This is a genomic window from Roseobacter insulae, from assembly GCF_019375555.1.
Classification (GTDB): domain Bacteria; phylum Pseudomonadota; class Alphaproteobacteria; order Rhodobacterales; family Rhodobacteraceae; genus Roseobacter; species Roseobacter insulae.
On sequence record NZ_JAHXDN010000003.1, the window covers coordinates 98,638 to 115,257 of the forward strand.

The following is a 16,620-nucleotide window of genomic DNA, read 5'->3' on the forward strand; positions in this document are numbered from 1 at the left end:
CTTTCCGGTCAATCGTAAAGGTCGCAAACAGACGCGACCGGGGGCATATCCCGCAGTCAACTCAGCGCCAACACAGAGCTCGGGAGCGACATATGAAAGTGGGATTCATCGGGTTGGGCAATGTCGGCGGCAAGCTGGCAGGATCGCTCATCCGTAACAAAATCGACGTGCAGGTGCATGATTTAAATGCAGATTTCGTGTCAGCCAAGGTTGCGCAGGGCGCCAAGGACGGAAAAAGCCCGGCGCAAATGATGCAATCCTGCGACGCGGTGATCACCTGCTTGCCGACGCCAGACGCATCGGCCGCAGTGCTTGAGCAGATGTTGCCGCATGTCGCGCCCGGGAAGATCTGGATGGAGATGTCCACCACCGACGCGGGCGAAGTCAAACGTCTTGCGGAACTGGTCGCCGCGCAGGGCGGCGCCGCGGTCGATTGTCCGGTCTCGGGGGGGTGTCACCGCGCTGACACCGGAAACATCTCCATCTATGCGGGCTGTGATCGCGCCACGTTCGAGCGTGTTCTGCCCATACTCACCTGTATGGGACGGCGCATTCTGCATGTCGGAGAGGTTGGAAATTCCAGCATTCTCAAGGTCATGACCAATTATCTTGCCACGGCCAACCTGCTCACGCTCTGCGAGGCCCTGACGGTGATGAAGGCCGCGGGCATGGATTTGGGGATGACCTATGAAGCCATTGCCATGTCATCGGGAAATTCCTTCGTGCACGAGACGGAAAGCCAGTTGATCCTGTCGGGATCGCGGGACGTGAATTTCACCATGGATCTGGTGCAGAAAGACATCGGTTTGTTTCAGAAGCTGGCCGACACCTTTGATGTGCCGCTGGAAATCTCGCCCCTGATGATCGAGATGATGTCAGATGGTCAACGCCGCTATGGCGCGCGCGCGCAATCCGACCGGATGATCGAGCGCCTGGAAGAGGCGACCGGTTTGAGCCTTCTTGCGCCGGGCTTTCCCCGGGAACTGGTGGATGATGAACCAGAGGAGCCGGGCTATGAGGTGGTGCCGAACCGTTAGGTCAGGGTGCCTTCCGACGACAGCACTGTCTTGCCACCGAGGTAGGGCGCCAGAACCGCGGGCAGCGTGACCGAGCCGTCCGCCTGCTGCCCGTTTTCCAGAACCGCGATCAGACACCGGCCCACGGCGAGGCCCGAGCCGTTCAGCGTATGCACGAACCGAGGCTTGCCGCCATCCGCCGGTTTGAAACGGGCGTTCATGCGGCGGGCCTGAAAATCGCCCGTGGTGGATACGGAGGAGATTTCGCGGTAGGCGTTCTGACCGGGCAGCCACGCCTCGATGTCATAGGTCCGCCGGGCGCCGAATCCCATGTCACCGGTGCACAGGATCACCGTGCGATAGGGAACGCCCAACCGTTCAAGCAGGTCTTCGGCACATCGCAACATGCGTTTCTGTTCGGCATCGGAGGCATCGGGATGAGTGATGGATACCATCTCGACCTTCTCGAACTGGTGCTGTCGCAGCATGCCGGCGGTGTCGCGGCCCGCCGATCCAGCTTCGGAGCGGAAGCACAGGGTATGCGCGGTCATTCGGCGTGGCAGATCAGGTTCCTCCAGCACATCGCCGGCAACAGAATAGGTCAGGGTCACCTCTGACGTGGGGATCAGCCACCAGCCATTTGTCGTCTGGTAGCTGTCATCGCCGAATTTCGGCAGTTTGTCGGTGCCGTACATGGCCTCGTCCCGCACCAGCACGGGCGTTTGATGTTCGATCAGCCCGTTTTCATCGACATGCGTGTCGATCATGAACTGCGCCAGCGCCCGGTGAATGCGGGCGACAGCACCTTTCAGCATGACGAACCGCGCGCCGGAGACCTTGGCCGCTGTCTCGAAATCCATCGAGGCAGCGACGCCGCCGATGTCGAAATGCTCCTTTGGGGCAAAGTCGAACTCCGGCAGATCGCCCCAGCGGGCAACCTCGACATTGTCGTTCTCATCGGCACCGTCCGGCACATCCCCTGCAGGCAGGTTCGCGATCCGGGCCAGCGTGTCGGTGAGCTGCGCATCAAGCTCCTTGGCCTCGGCCTGCATGGTGGCGACCTCGGCTTTCTTTTCGCCCACCAGCGCGCGCAGCCGCTCGAATTCCGCGTCATCCCCGGAAGCCTTTGCCGCGCCCACTTGCTTGGACGCCCGGTTCTGTTCGGCCTGGGCGTTCTCAGCGGCGCTGATCTTGGCGCGGCGCGCTTCGTCCAGAGCCAGAATGTCAGACGACACGGGCGCATCGCCGCGCCGCGCCAGTGCGGCATCAAAGGCGTCGGGGGTGTCGCGGATCGCACGGATATCATGCATGGCTGCTGTCCTTCGTCTGAGTCGTCGTTGCCAGAGCTTATGACCGATCTTTCCCCGGCGCGGAACCATGAGATTTGCGGGATGTATGATCAGCCGGGGCGTCTTTGCTCGGCACGCACCAGTGCTGCGCGCCAATGCCGCAAAAGCCACTCGTCCACGGGCACCGCAAGCGCCAGCGGCGTTTCGCCCCCAACGCGTCCGGCAACCACTGCGACCAGCACCCATTCGTTGGTGACCCGGGCGAGAACCGGGCCACCGGAATTGCCATTGATCACCTCGCAGTCCAGGATCACCACAGGCTCGTTCCCGGAGGACAGGGTCATGCAGTCAAAGCGTCCGTTCAGCACGTTCGGGCTTTTGCGGTGGTAGCCAAGCACCGCAAGCTCTCCGAGGCGCAATGCGGCATTATCCGCGATGCGCAGTGGGGTCACCGCCGAGCCCGGAACAGGGGATTCCAGCTGGATCACGGCGACGTCGTATTTGAACTTGTGATTGCCCTTTGTTCTTTCGTATTCGGGATGAACGAAAATCTCCGCGGATCTGCTGGTGGCGATGAATCCGCCCTTGTCCCAGCCCGCGACGAAATGTCGGCGGCCCTTGAATTTATTGGTGCCGCCCGCGCAATGGGCCGCCGTGACCACCAGATCAGGCGCGATCAGCGTGCCGCTGCAGGAGGCGTGACCGTGAATACCAGTGGCATTGACCCATCCGACGGCCTGCCATGCGAGGCGTTCTCTCTGGTCCAGCGCGGGCAGCAACTCGCTGTGGAGCGGCCCTGCAAGAAGCGCCCACGCCAAGGGCAGCCAGCCCAGCACCATCGTTATGCTATTCCGTCGCGTCACGACCCCTCCGAAGCAGGCGATCCGGGATCAGGATGCACTTAATTTGCGGGCAGGCCAAGTGGCGGGCATCGTCCGGCAAACCGCGGCACAGGGCTTTTGCATATCCTGCACGCCGTCCCTTGCAAAGCGGCGTCACAGACCATAGGTTCCGCCAAAATTTGGCATACTGCGTCCGCAGGGTGTCGATCTACCCAGAAGGACTATTTCCATGGAAGCGTTCGCGCAATTTGTGCCCCTTATTCTGATCTTTGCGATCATGTATTTCCTGCTCATCCGGCCACAGCAGAAGAAGGTCAAGGAACATCAGGCCATGGTGTCGGCGCTGCGCCGCGGCGATCAGGTCGTCACGCAGGGCGGGATCGTGGGTAAGGTTGCCAAGGTCAAGGACGACGGTGAACTGGAGCTTGAAATTGCCGATGGGGTGAAGGTCCGCGTGATCCAGTCAACCATTGCAACCGTGCTTTCCAAGACTGAACCGGCAAAGTAACTGCGCCCTTTAACGCTTTGAAAAGGCGTCTTTATGCTCCAGATTGACCTTTGGAAACGGATCATGATTTGGCTGACCTGCGCAGTTGGATTGTGGCTGGCCATTCCGAACGCCTTTTACACCAACGTCGAAAAACACAATGATGCCGGTGCCGCCATCGAACTGGGCGGGACAACCGAGGAACTGGCGGCCGACCGCGCGCTCTGGCCGGAATGGATGCCCTCGGGGCTGGTCAATCTTGGCCTCGATCTGCGCGGCGGAGCGCATCTGCTGGCCGAGGTCAAGGTCGCGGACGTCTACGAGGCGCGGATGCAGGCGGCCTGGCCGGAAATTCGCGACGCGCTGCGGCCTGAGCGGGCAACGGTCGGGACAATTCGTCTGCAACCCTCAGCCGCCGACGAGGTACGCGTCCGCATCAGCCAGCCGGAAGGCATGGCCCGTGCGCTGGAAATCGTGCGCGGGCTGGCGCGCCCGGTGCAAACCCTGACAGGGGTTGGTGCCACCGACATTGAAGTGCGCGCTGCGGATGACCTGCTGATTGTGACGCTATCAGAGGCGGAAAAGCTGGCGACGGACGAACGTACGGTCCAGCAAAGCCTTGAAATCATTCGCCGCCGGATCGACGAGGTCGGCACCCGCGAGCCCACGATCCAGCGTCAGGGAGCGGACCGCATCCTTATTCAGGTGCCCGGCGTCGGATCAGCCAGCGAGTTGAAAGAAATCATCGGGACCACTGCCCAACTGACCTTCAATCCGGTCATCACCCGGGGCACCGATGCCAACGCGGCCCCCGGCATCGGCAACAGGATCGTGCCGTCGCTGGACGAGCCGGGCAGCTATTACACCATCGAGGCAGCCCCCGTTGTGACCGGCGAAGAGCTGGTGGACGCACAACCCGCCTTTGACCAGAACGGTCGTCCGGCCGTCAATTTCCGGTTCAACACCTCTGGCGCGCGTAAATTCGGCGACTACACGGCAGAGAACATCGGCTCTCCCTTCGCCATTGTGCTGGACGACGAAGTGGTCAGCGCACCAACCATTCAAAGCCATATCCCCGGCGGCTCGGGCATCATCACCGGCCGTTTCACGGTCGAGGAATCGACGAACCTGGCCGTTCTGCTGCGGGCAGGGGCCTTGCCCGCCGGTCTGGAATTTCTCGAAGAGCGCACCATCGGCCCGGAGTTGGGTCAGGACAGTATCGACGCAGGCAAGGTCGCGACCCTTGTCGCCTTTTCTGCGGTACTGGTGTTCATGTTCCTCAGCTACGGGCTGTTCGGCTTCTTTGCCAATATCGCGCTGATCATCAATATCGGCCTGATCTTCGGCTTGCTCAGCCTGATCGGTGCGACGCTGACGCTGCCGGGCATTGCCGGGATCGTGCTGACGGTGGGGATGGCGGTGGATGCCAACGTGCTGATATTCGAGCGTATCCGCGAGGAATTGAAGACCTCCAAGGGGCCGGCCCGCGCCATCGAATTGGGGTATGAAAAGGCGCTGAGCGCCATTCTGGATGCCAATATCACCACCTTCATCACGGCGGTGATCCTCTTTGCGATGGGGTCCGGCCCGGTGCGAGGTTTCGCGATCACTCTTGGCCTCGGCATCCTGACATCCGTCTTCACGGCAATTTTCGTGACCCGGCTTTTCGTGGTCATGTGGTTCGAGCGCAAGCGCCCGAAAACAATCGAGGTCTGATATGCGTCTGAGACTGGTCAAGCAGAACACGAACTTCGATTTCTTCAAGCGCTGGAAGATGTGGCTGGGCATATCGGCCCTGATGATGGTGGTGGCTTTCGCCTCCTTCATGATCCAGGGGTTGAATTTCGGCATTGATTTCCGGGGCGGCACGACAATCCGGACGGAAAGCCCGCTGCCGGTGGATATCGGCGTTTACCGCGATGCCATCGCGACGCTGGATCTTGGGGATGTGTCGATCACCGAAGTCTTCGATCCGACATTTGAGGCGGATCAGAACGTTGCGATGATCCGCATTCAGGCGCAGGAGGGGCAGGAGGCGGTCACCGCAGATGTGATCGAGGCGGCGGAACAGGTGTTGAAGACCGTGCGCCCGGACATCAAGTTCGTCTCTGTGGAATCGGTTGGGCCGAAAGTGTCCGGCGAGTTGATCCAGACGGCGGCGATTGCGGTCGTGCTGGCGATTGGGGCGGTTCTCATCTACATCTGGCTGCGCTTTGAATGGCAGTTTGCGCTGGGGGCCGTGCTGGCGCTTGTGCATGACGTGATCCTGACCATCGGCGTGTTTTCCGAACTGCAGATCCGCTTTGATCTCGCGATTATCGCGGCGCTTCTGACCATCGTGGGCTATTCGCTGAATGACACGGTGGTGGTGTTCGACCGGGTCCGCGAGAATCTGCGCAAATACAAGAAACGCCCGCTCAACGAGGTGCTGAACATCTCGATCAACGAGACGCTCAGCCGGACCTTCATGACCTCTGTCACCACGCTGCTGGCGCTGCTGGCGCTTTTCGTACTGGGCGGCGACGTGATCCGGGGATTCGTTTTTGCGATGATCTGGGGTGTGATCGTGGGCACATACAGCTCGATCTTCGTGGCATCCGCGGCTCTGCTGTACCTCGGTGTGAAACGCGACTGGTCCAAACCGGACGCAAACTCCGGCAATCAATACGCCAACATAGATGCTTGAGGCCCTTTCTGGTGTCGTCGACACCGGGGGCCTGATCTGGCTGACGCTGGGGGTTGTTGCGGCCGGTCTCGTGCGGGGCTTCGCTGGGTTTGGCAGCGGCATGATTATCATGCCCGTGGCCTCCGCCGTCTTGCCGCCGGTCGCGGCGGTGACTTTCATGATGATGGCGGAACTGGTCGGGCCTTTGCCGAATCTGCCCGCGGCCTGGCGGGACGGCGCGCCGCGCGATGTCGGGCGGCTGATGATCGGATGCGCGCTGGCGGTGCCTGTCGGAATCCTGTGCCTGTCCCACATGGACACGACCGTTTTCGGATGGGTGGTTTCCACCAGTGTGGCGATCCTGCTGGTGCTGCTGATGTCCGGGTGGCGCTACAAGGGCGTGCTGACACCGAAACTGACGGTAGGTACCGGGGCCCTGGGCGGGTTCATGGGCGGTTTCGCCGGGGTGCCGGGCCCGCCGGTGATCATGCTCTACATGTCCAGCAAGCTGCCGATCTCCGTGATACGTGCCAATTTCCTGCTCTACCTGCTCGCGTTTGACGTGGTCATGGTCGCGGTGTTTTTCATGCTGGATCTGTTCGTCTGGAAAATCGCCTTGCTGGGTCTTTTGGCGGGAGTGCCGAATTTGCTCGCGAATATGGTGGGCGCGCGGCTGTTTGACCCCGACGCCGAAGTACTTTTTCGCCGGGTGGCCTACCTTGTGATCGCCGCCTCGGCTATTCTGGGGCTGCCGATCTGGAGTTAGGAGAGCCACATGCGCCTGAACGAGATGACATTCACCGACGCCAAGCCTGTCGAAGGCTATGGCGCGGGCTTCTTTCGCATCGGCGGCGAGGTTTTTCATGGGGCGGTTATCGCCGGACCGCATGGCACAGCGGCGTGGGGCGGGTACGATGACCGCGATCCGCTGCTGAAACTCGCCGGTGACATCGATGTCCTGTTTATAGGCACCGGGCAGGAGACCGCGCATGTGCCGGCCGACCTGCGCACCGCGCTCGAAGACGCCGGTCTTGGCGTCGAGGTCATGGCAACCCCCGCGGCCTGCCGTACCTACAATGTCCTGCTCAGCGAAGGACGGCGCATCGCCCTTGCGCTGATCCCGGTCTAATCGGGCTTTTGCGCGCGGCGGCAATCGGTTAACGCTGGTCGTATGGGTTTGGAAGTACGTGATCTTTGCGTTGAACGGGGCGGTGTGCCGGTGCTTATGGGCGTGTCCTTCGATTTGCCGCCTGGCAAGGCGCTGATCCTGCGCGGACCCAACGGTGCGGGCAAGACGACGCTCCTGCGGACATTGGCGGGGTTGCAGCCGGCGCTTTCGGGCGCGGTCACCGGTGGCGAGGACCTGATCGCCTATGCCAGCCACTCCGACGGTTTGAAGGCAATGCTGACCGTTTCGGAAAACCTGGCATTCTGGGCTGATGTCTTCGGCCAACGGGACGTGACCACAGCTCTCCACGCGTTCTCTCTTGAACCGCTTCGGGATCGACTGGCCGGAACCCTCTCGGCCGGACAGAAACGCCGTCTCGGTCTGGCGCGCATGCTGGTGACCGGGCGGCCTGTCTGGATGCTGGATGAACCCACGGTATCGTTGGACAAGGACGCCGTGCGCCAGTTCGCCACCGTGGTTGCGGGACATCTGGCCTCGGGCGGGTCCGCGTTGATCGCGACCCACATCGATCTGGGGCTGGAGGCGGAGGTTCTGGACATCTCCCCCCTTCGCGCGCAACCCGACGCGCGGGCAGGCGCAAGTGATGAGGCCTTTTTGTGAAGGCGCTGTTGATCCGGGATCTCACACTGGCCTTTCGTGCTGGCGGCGGTTTTGGGCTGGGGCTGGCGTTCTTTCTGATCGTGACCGTTCTGGTGCCTTTCGGCGTGGGACCGCACTCCGCGCTGCTGTCGCAGATCGCGCCCGGCATCCTCTGGCTGGGTGCCTTGCTGGCCTGCCTTCTGTCACTTGACCGCCTGCTGGCACTGGATTGGGAGGACGGCACGCTGGATCTGCTGGCGACCTCACCTCTGCCGCTCGAAGCCGCGCTGAGCGTCAAGGCGCTGGCGCATTGGCTTACGACAGGTTTGCCACTGGTGCTGGCCGCGCCGGTTCTGGGCATCCTTCTGGCCCTGCCAGCTCCGGGGTTTTTCTGGCTGGTGGTCTCGCTGGCGCTTGGCACCCCGGCGCTGTCGGTGATCGGTACTTTCGGCGCGGCGCTCACGGTTGGCGTGAAACGCGGGGGGTTACTGATGTCGCTGCTGGTGCTGCCGCTTTACGTGCCCACGTTGATTTTCGGCGCCGAGGCGGCCCGCCGGGGTGCCACCGGCATGGACCCTGCGACGCCTTTGCTGATGCTGGCGGGGATCACGGCGGGAACGATTGCCATTATGCCCTTTGCGTCGGCTGCCGCGTTGCGGGTGAACTTGCGGTGATCGCGGCTATTTGTCCATTGAGCCGCGCTGGCCAAGCGATTAGGTAAGCGTCATGTCATTGTGGGAATATGCAAATCCGGTCCGATTTCTCGCGCTCAGCAGCCGCGTGTTGCCGGTATTCTGGGGGCTTGCCGCCCTGTGTCTGGTCTCTGGACTGATCTGGGGCTTCTTCTTCACGCCGAACGCCGACAAGTTCGAATCGACGGTCAAGATCATCTACCTGCATGTGCCCTCTGCCATGATGGCGATCAACGTCTGGGTCATGATGCTGGTCGCCTCGCTGATCTGGCTTGTCCGCAGGCATCACGTCTCTGCGCTTGCGGCCAAGGCGGCCGCGCCCGTGGGCGTGGTGATGACGCTGATTGCGCTCTTTACTGGTGCGATCTGGGGCCAGCCCATGTGGGGCACGTGGTGGGCATGGGATCCGCGCCTGACCTCCTTCCTGATCCTCTTCCTGTTCTACCTTGGATACATCGCGCTCTGGGAGGCCATTGAAGACCCGGATACCGCTGCCGATCTGACCTCGGTGCTATGCCTTGTCGGATCGGTGTTTGCCGTGCTGTCGCGCTACGCGGTGAACTTCTGGAACCAGGGACTGCACCAGGGCGCCTCTCTCAGCCTAGATAAGGAGGAGAATGTGGCGGATGTTTACTATTTTCCGCTTCTCGTTTGCATCGCCGGGTTTGTTTTCCTGTTTCTGGCCCTTGTCCTTTACCGGACCGGCACCGAAATCCGCCTGCGCCGGACCCGCGCCCTGCAGGCCCGGGAGGTCCGCGCGTGATGCCCGACCTGGGGAAATACGCTGACGCCGTGCTGTCCGCATACGGCGTGTCGTCGCTGCTGCTTCTTCTGCTGGTGGTTTTCACCCTGCGCAAGGGGCGTGCCGCGCGTGCCGCCCTTGAGGCCGTCGAGAAAAGGAAAAATCCCAGTGGCTAAAATCTCGCCCCTGATGATTGCGCCGCCGCTGATCTTTGCCGGTTTCGTGATACTGGCGAGCATTGGAATGCTGCGCGACGATCCAAGCCGCTTGCCCTCCACCATGGTCGGGCAGAGTGCGCCCGCGATCACGCAGGACGCCTTGGGAGATTATCCACCCGTTACGCCCGAAGCGATGGCAACCGGCGAGGTGACGCTGGTCAACTTCTGGGCCAGCTGGTGCCCGCCGTGCCGGGCCGAGCACCCCAACCTGCTGCGGATGGCCGCTGACGGCATGCCGATCATCGGCGTGAACTTCAAGGACAAGGCCGGGCCCGCGACATCCTATCTGGACGACGATGGAAACCCCTTCGCCGCCGTGGCCTATGACCCGCAAGGACGCACCGCCATCGACTGGGGTGTGACCGCCCCGCCCGAGACCTTCATTCTGGATGCATCGGGCACGGTGCTGTTTCGTTTTGCCGGACCGCTGGTCGGCAGCGACTATGAACAGCGGTTCCTGCCGGAACTGGAAAAGGCGCTGAACAACTGATCCCGGTTACAGCCGGTAGCCGCCGTTCACGTTGAGTATCTCGCCGGTGATGAAGCTGGCAGCATCCGAGGCCAGAAAGCGCACGGCAGCAGCAATGTCCTCGGGCTGGCCTATCCGGCCGAGAGCGGTCATCTCGACGAATTTCTCGATCAGCTCCTCCGGGCGCGGATTTTCCGGCCGCTCCGTCGCGCCGGGGGCCACCGCATTGACGCGAATGCCGCGTGGTCCCAGCTCCTTGGCCATGCCGCGGGTCCATGTGTTCAAGGCCGCCTTGCTGGCGGAATAGGCCGACGCCCCCATGGCGGGCAATACCGCGTTGGTGGAGGAGATATTGATCACGCTGGCACTCGGGTTCAGGTAGGGCAGCGCGGCGGACAACAGCGCCATCGGGGCGATGACATTCACATCGAAGTTGAGCTTGTGGTCTGCAAAATCCGTCGCATCATGCGCCGTGGGGACAATTGCCCCGGCGTTGTTTACCAGCACATCCAGCCGCCCGAAGGTCGTGATTGTCCGCGTTATCACATCTGCGGCGGCCGCGGCCCCGGCCAGATCTGCCTTGATGGGAAAGACGTCGGGCCGCTCTTTCAGAAGCGGCCCGGGATCCGTGGTGTTGTAGGTGATCGCGACATGATGGTCCGTCGCCAGATCCTGCGCTATTGCCCGGCCAAGGCCCCGCGCGGCACCGGTAATGAGTGCCACGCGCATGGGTTTTACGCCGCCTGCGCGAGGTTGCGCAGCACGTAGTGTAGCACGCCGCCATGTTCGATGTATTCGATCTCGATCGCGGTATCGATCCGGCATTTCAGCGTGATTTCCTTCACGCTGCCATCCGCCATGGTGATGGTGCAGGGTACTTCCTGCAAGGGCTGGATCGTGTCGAGGCCGGCGATTGATACCGTTTCCTCCCCGGTCAGGCCGAGGGATTTGCGGGTGTCGCCACCGGTGAACTCGAAGGGGATCACGCCCATGCCGACCAGGTTGGAGCGGTGAATACGCTCGAAGCTTTCGGCAATCACGGCCTTGACACCCAGCAGCGCTGTGCCCTTTGCAGCCCAGTCACGGGACGACCCGGCACCGTATTGCTCACCCCCAAAGATCACCAGCGGGGTGCCGGCGTCCTGATAGGCCATCGCCGCATCATAGATCGACGTCTGCTTGCCATCGGGGCCTTTCGTGTAGCCGCCCTCGACGCCATCCAGCATCTCGTTCTTGATCCGGATGTTGGCGAAAGTGCCGCGCATCATCACCTCGTGATTGCCGCGCCGCGACCCGTAGGAGTTGAACTCCCGCACCGGCACCTGACGCTCGATCAGGTACTGACCGGCAGGGGTGGTCTCCTTGAACGATCCGGCAGGCGAGATGTGGTCCGTGGTGATCATGTCGCCGAGGATCGCCAGCACCGAGGCGTTCTCGATGTTGCTGATCGTGCCCGGCTCTTTGCCCATACCCTGGAAATAGGGTGGATTCTGGACATAGGTGGAGGACACCGGCCAGTCATAGACCTTGCTGTCCGTGGTGCTGACGCCCTGCCACTTGTCGTCGCCCTTGAAGACGTCGGCATATTTGGTCTGGAAGGCTTCGCGCGTCACCGTCTGTTCGACCAGTTCCGCGATTTCCTGCGTCGAAGGCCAGATGTCCTTGAGGAAGACATCATTGCCGTCCTTGTCCTGGCCGATCGGGTCTTTCGCAAGGTTGATGTCCAGCGTGCCCGCAAGTGCGTAGGCCACCACCAGCGGCGGCGACGCGAGGTAGTTGGCGCGTACATCCGGGCTGATCCGACCTTCGAAGTTACGGTTGCCCGACAGAACCGATGTGGCCACCAGATCACCCTCGGCGATGGCGTCCGACAGCTCTTTCTGGATCGGGCCGGAGTTGCCGATGCAGGTGGTGCAGCCGTAGCCTACGAGGTTGAACCCGAGCGCATCGAGATCGTCCTGCAAACCGGCCGCTTCCAGATAGGCGGAGACGACCTGAGACCCCGGCGCCAGCGATGTTTTCACCCAGGGTTTGCGGTTCAGGCCCAGCTCGTGCGCCTTGCGCGCCACGAGGCCCGCACCGATCATCACGTAAGGATTGGAGGTGTTGGTGCAGGATGTGATCGACGCGATCACCACCTTGCCGCTTTCCATGGTGTAGTCTTCCCCTGCGACGGCAACTTCCTTGCCCATCGGGCGTTTAAAGGTCTCTTCCATCTCCTTGCGGAAGGCGATCTGACCCTGGTCCAGCGCCACGTAATCCTGCGGCCGCTTCGGGCCGGAGATCGCGGGCACGATGGTGCCCATGTCGAGGTGCAGGGTGTCGGTGTAGATCGGTGCGTAATCGTCGCCGCGCCACAGCCCGTTTTCCTTGGCGTAGGCTTCGACCAGCGCGATGCGGTCTTCATCCCGGCCCGTGGTGCGCAGGTAGCGCAGGGTTTCGTTGTCGATCGGGAAGAACCCGCAGGTGGCCCCGTATTCTGGTGCCATGTTGCCGATGGTGGCGCGGTCCGCAAGCGGCAGGCGGTCGAGCCCCTCGCCGTAGAATTCGACGAATTTGCCGACAACGCCTTTGGCGCGCAGCATCTCGACCACTTTCAGAACGAGATCCGTGCCAGTGGTGCCTTCCATCATCGTACCGGTCAGTTCAAAGCCCACAACTTCCGGGATCAGCATGGAAATGGGCTGGCCCAGCATCGCGGCTTCGGCCTCGATCCCGCCGACACCCCACCCCAGAACGGCAGCACCATTGACCATGGTGGTGTGGCTGTCGGTCCCGACCAGCGTGTCGGGGTAGGCCACTTCCTTGCCGTGCTGATCCGTGTCGGTCCAGACGGTCTGGGCAAGATACTCAAGGTTCACCTGGTGGCAGATGCCGGTGCCGGGGGGCACCACGCGGAAGTTGTTGAAGGCTTTCTGACCCCATTTCAGGAAAGTGTAGCGCTCCATATTGCGCTCGTACTCGCGGTCCACGTTCATCTGGAACGCCCGCGGGTTGCCGAATTCATCGATCATCACAGAGTGGTCGATGACCAGATCCACCGGGTTCAGCGGGTTGATCTTTTCCGCATCCCCGCCAAGGCTGATGATCGCATCGCGCATCGCCGCAAGGTCGACCACCGCCGGAACGCCGGTGAAATCCTGTAACAGTACGCGGGCAGGGCGGTAGGCGATCTCGCGCGGGTTCTTGCCGCCCTTGCTGGCCCATTCGGCAAAGGCCTTGATGTCGTCGGTCGTGACCGTCTTGCCATCTTCGAAGCGCAGCATGTTTTCCAGCACCACTTTCAGCGCGGCGGGCAGTTTCGCAAAATCACCCAACCCGGCCGCGGTCGCCGCGGGGATGGAGTAATAGTCAACGCTCTGTGCGCCAACGCTCAGGCTTTTACGGGTCTTGGACGTGTCGTGACCAACGGTAATGGGCATAAGAGGGTTCCTCTGGCTTGGGCTGGATCATCTTTGTGGATTGGCTGTTGAATGCCCTATGGCGCGGGGCAGATCAACTCAATTCGGTGTCGATTCCCATAAATGTATACCATTGTGTACCGTTTTTGTGTTAAATCGCGCTGCAACTCTCAAGAAACCTTGATTGGTCATTACAGGGCGGAGAATCTACGCTACTGGAAAGGCCCTTTTGGCCAGTAGAGGAATCACATGAAACGACTGTTTCAAGGCATCGCCGCGCTCTGGCTCTTTGCCGTTCCCGGTTTTGCGCAAAACTCCCCGGTGGTTGTCGAGCTGTTCACCTCGCAGGGATGTTCCTCTTGCCCGCCGGCGGATGAAATGCTGCATGCGCTTGCGGAACGCGACGATGTCATCGCCCTGGCGCTGCATGTGGACTACTGGGATTACATCGGATGGAAGGATGAATTCGCCGACCCGCGCAACGCGGAGCGGCAGCGCGCCTATGCCACCGTGGCCGGTCGCCGGTCGATCTATACGCCGGAAATGATCGTGAACGGGCTTACCGATATTATCGGGGCGAAACCGATGGAGGTGTCGAAAGCCATCGCCCTTCACAAGGAATATCCGGCGGCCGTGAAGGTGGCGTTGAAACGCGTTGGTGACCGGGTTCAGATCGATGCGGAGGTCTTGCGGCGCGGCACCGGCCCGATGGTGGTTCAGCTGCTGCGGTACAAGCCGAAGCGGGAAGCACGCATCACCCGGGGGGAGAATGCAGGCCGCACGATTTCCTACGCCAATGTCACGCAGGACTGGAAAGTCGTCCGGGAGTGGGACGGGCGCGAGCCCCTGTCGATGCAGGCCATGGCGCCCGGCGATGCCCCGGCGGTTGTCCTTATCCAGGCCGAACGCATGGGGCCAATTCTGGCCGCTGCACGGGTCAGGTGAGGCGGGTCTGACGCTCTCGGCTGATCATGCGCGCGATGAGATCGGGGGTAGTCGCGGGCCGCATCTGGTTGCGGCCCGAAGCTGGCATTACCCTTCGTCGCTTTCTTCCACAACTAAAAGCAATTCGCCGGCGGCTTCCATCTCGCGGATGCTGGCGACAATCGTGGCGGCGGCCTCTTCCATCTCCGAGGATTTGACCTTTTCCCGCTCTTCCATCTCTTCGCGCAGCTGATCGGCCATCCTGCCGGACATGTTTTCGAGGATGAAGTCGGCCGATGCTTTCATACCGGCGGCGTCGGCCCCGGCAAGCGCGGTCACGAGAACTTCCTGCTCCAGTTCGCGCACGACTCTGGGAATGTCGCGCGGGGCGATCCGTTTTGGGATGTTCGCGAAGGTGAAAATGGCCTTGCGGACCAGATCGGCGAAGCCCGCATCCGTTTCATCCAGCCCTTCAAGCACATCGTCCCGGGTGATTGAGGGCGCGGAATTTAGGATCGCGCCCACCCGTTCCACCGGACCGCTGTCGAAAGCCTTGAGCGGTTCTGCATCCAGTTGGGTGGCCAGTGAAAGCCCGATACGGTCCACGGCATCCGGTGTCACAGCACTGGTTTGCGACACCGCGTAGGTGATGCGCCGGGCGCGCGGGCCGGGCAGCTTGCCCAGCAGCTCCGCCGCGCGCGCCACGTCGATCTTGGAGAGCAGGACTGCCGCCACCTCGATGCTTTCATTCTCCAGCACGGGCAGGAGCTTTTCTGCATTCAGATCCCGCAGGCGCGCCCAGGGGTCACCGTATTGGCGTACGCCCGCTTCTTTACGCAGACGCGCCGCGGTCTGTTTGGAAATGCGTCCGTCCAGCGATTCCAGCGCCCCCGCGATCCCGCCGGGGAAGGACAGCCCGATGCTTTCCAGCTCATCGGCGAATTCGGACACCACGCTGGCCAATGTGTCGCGATCTACCAGCCGCATCGCACCCATCTGTTTTGTCAGCTGGGCCTGCATTTCATCGGGCAGATCCTCAAGCGGGATATCCGCCCCTTCATTGAGCAGCAGCCGCACGACGATCGCGGCCTTTGCCTTGCGGCTCAGCGTCACCGGTCTGCTGTTTTCCGCCCCCGGCAGTGCCGCGAGCGGAGTCATTGGAACCATGTCTGTCATCTTTACCCGCCTCTTTGGGAGTCATCCCGCTTGTGGCAGATAAAGGTAAAGATTGGCTGAAATCAGTAGTTGTAGGTCCTGCCGGTTTCGAGCGCTTTGCGCAGCGAGGTTTCCGACCATGTGCCTGCGCCGCCCTGTTCGCGGATCGCGCGCAATTGCACCATGGCGCCGGCCAAATCACCTTGCTCTACAAGACCTTGCCCCATGTAGGACCGTGCGAGAATATTTCCCGGGTCCTGCGCAATCGCCTTTTCGTAGAACACCATGCCCAGCTCGACATTGCCCAGTTTGCGATGCGTGAAACCCATGTAGGTCAACCGCCCGGGGTCATTCTCTGGCATCGCGTCCAGCACGGCCTGGGCATCGTGGTAGCGGCCTGCATAGGCAAGTTGGCGCACGGCGAGGTAAAGCTGCTCGGTTCCGAGACTGCTTTCCTGTGCGTTCACGCATTTCTTGGTTTTCTTGTCGTAGACCTGCGCGCCTTCGCAGGTCACGGCCGGTTTGGGGGGAGGGGCGTCATTATCGCCGCCATTGGCCAGAACCATCGTTGGAAACAAAAGGGCCGCACTCAAAAAAAGACGCATGAAAAACTCCTGCTTGGTTTACTATTCATACGTTGTTTACGCGGCAGCCGATGGTTTTATGCGATCACAGGTCCGTGATCGCATAAACCGGATGTTCAGGTGGTGGTGGCCACGCAGGAATTCGTGGCACTGTCATAGATCGTGCCTTCGGCGCAGGACATCGTTACTTTCTTGCCGTAGCTGCAACCTTCGGCATAGGCCAACATCGGTGCAACTGTCAGGGCCACCGCGGCGGCCAACGTCTTGATCGTCATTGCGGGTCTCCTTGCTGTGTACCTGCCAAGGTAGCAGCCGGTGACCATGCGTCAACAAAAATGCCGTCCGCGGCGAGGCACGGCCCGGGCCAT

At 61.7% G+C, this 16,620-nt stretch carries 19 protein-coding genes; 12 read left to right on the top strand and 7 right to left on the bottom strand.

All coding sequences use genetic code 11. The annotated features are described in order from the left end of the window. The first annotated feature begins 11 nt into the window (after positions 1 to 11). Positions 12 to 1,037 carry an NAD(P)-dependent oxidoreductase gene (locus KX928_RS11865; protein ID WP_308342333.1) on the top strand — a complete coding sequence of 342 codons (1,026 nt, stop codon included), beginning with the start codon at positions 12 to 14 and terminating at the stop codon, positions 1,035 to 1,037. Here KX928_RS11865 and serS read toward each other — a convergent pair. Both serS and KX928_RS11875 read right to left on the bottom strand, forming a co-directional pair. After that, positions 1,034 to 2,326, bottom strand: a complete 1,293-nt coding sequence (gene serS, locus KX928_RS11870; protein ID WP_219502368.1) for a serine--tRNA ligase — start codon at positions 2,324 to 2,326, stop codon at positions 1,034 to 1,036. The genes KX928_RS11865 and serS overlap by 4 nt on opposite strands. A gap of 89 nt (positions 2,327 to 2,415) precedes the next feature. Next, entirely contained in the window at positions 2,416 to 3,168 is a 753-nt protein-coding gene (locus KX928_RS11875) for a trypsin-like serine peptidase (RefSeq protein WP_219502370.1), read from the bottom strand. Positions 3,169 to 3,376: 208 nt separating this feature from the next. Here KX928_RS11875 and yajC point away from each other — a divergent pair, with 208 nt between their 5' ends. From yajC to KX928_RS11925, 10 genes are read left to right on the top strand one after another with little or no spacing between them, the layout of a single operon-like run. Then, entirely contained in the window at positions 3,377 to 3,655 is a 279-nt protein-coding gene (gene yajC, locus KX928_RS11880; RefSeq protein ID WP_219502372.1) for a preprotein translocase subunit YajC, read from the top strand. 33 nt (positions 3,656 to 3,688) lie between these two features. Then, complete coding sequence (gene secD / locus KX928_RS11885; protein WP_219502388.1) at positions 3,689 to 5,350, top strand: protein translocase subunit SecD; 1,662 nt, start codon at positions 3,689 to 3,691, stop codon at positions 5,348 to 5,350. Between the two features lies 1 nt (position 5,351). Continuing rightward, entirely contained in the window at positions 5,352 to 6,320 is a 969-nt protein-coding gene (gene secF / locus KX928_RS11890; RefSeq protein ID WP_219502391.1) for a protein translocase subunit SecF, read from the top strand. After that, a complete protein-coding gene (locus KX928_RS11895; protein WP_219502394.1) occupies positions 6,313 to 7,065 on the top strand; it encodes a sulfite exporter TauE/SafE family protein in 753 nt (250 codons plus the stop codon). The genes secF and KX928_RS11895 overlap by 8 nt, the downstream gene beginning before the upstream one ends. A 9-nt stretch (positions 7,066 to 7,074) precedes the next feature. Further along, positions 7,075 to 7,428, top strand: coding sequence for an Mth938-like domain-containing protein (locus tag KX928_RS11900; protein ID WP_219502397.1), 354 nt, complete (start codon positions 7,075 to 7,077; stop codon positions 7,426 to 7,428). A 42-nt stretch (positions 7,429 to 7,470) separates the two neighbouring features. Then, positions 7,471 to 8,088: a heme ABC exporter ATP-binding protein CcmA gene (gene ccmA, locus KX928_RS11905; RefSeq protein WP_219502400.1), complete on the top strand. Its 618-nt coding sequence runs from the start codon at positions 7,471 to 7,473 to the stop codon at positions 8,086 to 8,088. Then, positions 8,085 to 8,741, top strand: a complete 657-nt coding sequence (gene ccmB / locus KX928_RS11910) for a heme exporter protein CcmB (protein WP_219502404.1) — start codon at positions 8,085 to 8,087, stop codon at positions 8,739 to 8,741. The genes ccmA and ccmB overlap by 4 nt, the downstream gene beginning before the upstream one ends. A 52-nt stretch (positions 8,742 to 8,793) precedes the next feature. After that, on the top strand, positions 8,794 to 9,522 hold the full coding sequence (locus KX928_RS11915; protein WP_219502408.1) for a heme ABC transporter permease: 729 nt from the start codon (positions 8,794 to 8,796) through the stop codon (positions 9,520 to 9,522). After that, entirely contained in the window at positions 9,522 to 9,677 is a 156-nt protein-coding gene (gene ccmD, locus KX928_RS11920) for a heme exporter protein CcmD (protein WP_219503803.1), read from the top strand. The genes KX928_RS11915 and ccmD overlap by 1 nt, the downstream gene beginning before the upstream one ends. Continuing rightward, positions 9,670 to 10,209, top strand: coding sequence for a DsbE family thiol:disulfide interchange protein (locus tag KX928_RS11925; protein WP_219502411.1), 540 nt, complete (start codon positions 9,670 to 9,672; stop codon positions 10,207 to 10,209). The genes ccmD and KX928_RS11925 overlap by 8 nt, the downstream gene beginning before the upstream one ends. 6 nt (positions 10,210 to 10,215) lie before the next feature. Here the strand turns inward: KX928_RS11925 and KX928_RS11930 are convergent, their stop codons facing one another. Both KX928_RS11930 and acnA read right to left on the bottom strand, forming a co-directional pair. Then, on the bottom strand, positions 10,216 to 10,917 hold the full coding sequence (locus KX928_RS11930; protein WP_219502414.1) for an SDR family NAD(P)-dependent oxidoreductase: 702 nt from the start codon (positions 10,915 to 10,917) through the stop codon (positions 10,216 to 10,218). A gap of 5 nt (positions 10,918 to 10,922) precedes the next feature. Next, positions 10,923 to 13,610, bottom strand: coding sequence for an aconitate hydratase AcnA (gene acnA, locus KX928_RS11935; protein ID WP_219502417.1), 2,688 nt, complete (start codon positions 13,608 to 13,610; stop codon positions 10,923 to 10,925). 228 nt (positions 13,611 to 13,838) lie between these two features. Between acnA and KX928_RS11940 the strand changes: the two genes are divergently transcribed. Then, positions 13,839 to 14,534, top strand: coding sequence for a DUF1223 domain-containing protein (locus tag KX928_RS11940; protein WP_219502420.1), 696 nt, complete (start codon positions 13,839 to 13,841; stop codon positions 14,532 to 14,534). An 87-nt stretch (positions 14,535 to 14,621) separates the two neighbouring features. On the opposite strand, the gene KX928_RS11945 is transcribed toward KX928_RS11940, so the two are convergent. The 3 genes from KX928_RS11945 to KX928_RS11955 form a co-directional block, all read right to left on the bottom strand. Then, entirely contained in the window at positions 14,622 to 15,680 is a 1,059-nt protein-coding gene (locus tag KX928_RS11945; protein WP_219503806.1) for a flagellar motor switch protein FliG, read from the bottom strand. 71 nt (positions 15,681 to 15,751) lie between these two features. Further along, a complete protein-coding gene (locus KX928_RS11950; protein ID WP_219502423.1) occupies positions 15,752 to 16,273 on the bottom strand; it encodes a tetratricopeptide repeat protein in 522 nt (173 codons plus the stop codon). Positions 16,274 to 16,368: 95 nt separating this feature from the next. Further along, positions 16,369 to 16,527 (bottom strand): carbohydrate-binding module family 14 protein, encoded by a 159-nt coding sequence (locus KX928_RS11955; protein ID WP_219502426.1) that lies wholly within the window; start codon positions 16,525 to 16,527, stop codon positions 16,369 to 16,371. Positions 16,528 to 16,620: the final 93 nt, after the last annotated feature.